The organism is Streptomyces sp. NPDC127092, assembly GCF_042722475.1.
GTDB lineage: Bacteria > Actinomycetota > Actinomycetes > Streptomycetales > Streptomycetaceae > Streptomyces.
In genome coordinates, this window is the sequence record NZ_JBHXFE010000370.1 from 491 (window position 1) to 1,114 (window position 624).

Annotated in this window: 1 protein-coding gene and 1 pseudogene; both read left to right on the top strand. The window is 74.8% G+C overall.

What is annotated here, in order from left to right; genetic code table 11:
* Positions 1-443, top strand: a pseudogene (locus ACFWJO_RS40510) (acetyl-CoA C-acyltransferase); the annotation flags it as partial.
* Between the two features lie 31 nt (positions 444-474).
* Positions 475-624, top strand: a 150-nt coding sequence (locus tag ACFWJO_RS40515) for a CoA-transferase (RefSeq protein WP_386873381.1), incomplete at its 3' end; no start/stop codon positions are given.

The window sequence follows — 624 nt, forward strand, 5'->3', positions numbered from 1 at the left end:
CCTCGCCCCTGTCCGACGGCGCCGCCGCCCTCGTGGTGACCTCGCGGGCCTTCGCCGAGGAGAAGGGCCTGACGATCCTCGCCACGGTGGGCGCACCCGGCCAGACCGCCGGCCCGGACAGCTCGCAGCTGCACTCGCAGCCTTCGGACGCGATCGCCGCGGCGGTGCGGAAGCAGGGCTGGGACGTGGCCGACCTTGACTTCATCGAGATCAACGAGGCGTTCGGCGCGGTGGCCGTGCAGTCCCTGCGCGACCTCGGCTACCCGCACGAGAAGACCAACATCCACGGCGGCGCCATCGCCCTGGGCCACCCGATCGGCGCCTCCGGCGCCCGGCTGGCCCTGCACGCCGCCCTCGAGCTCGACCGGCGCGACGGCGGCCGCGCGGCCGTCTCGCTCTGCGGCGGCGGCGGCCAGGGCGAGGCCCTGATCCTCTTCCGCTGACAGACCGCCCCTGACAGAAAGGACCCCGGACATGGCTCTCGACAAGACCGTGGCCACGCCCGCCGAGGCGGTGGCGGACGTGCCGGACGGCGCGTCCCTGGCCGTCGGCGGCTTCGGGCTCTCCGGCAACCCCGTGCAGCTCATCGAGGCCCTGCTCGAGCAGGGCGCCACGGACCTGTCC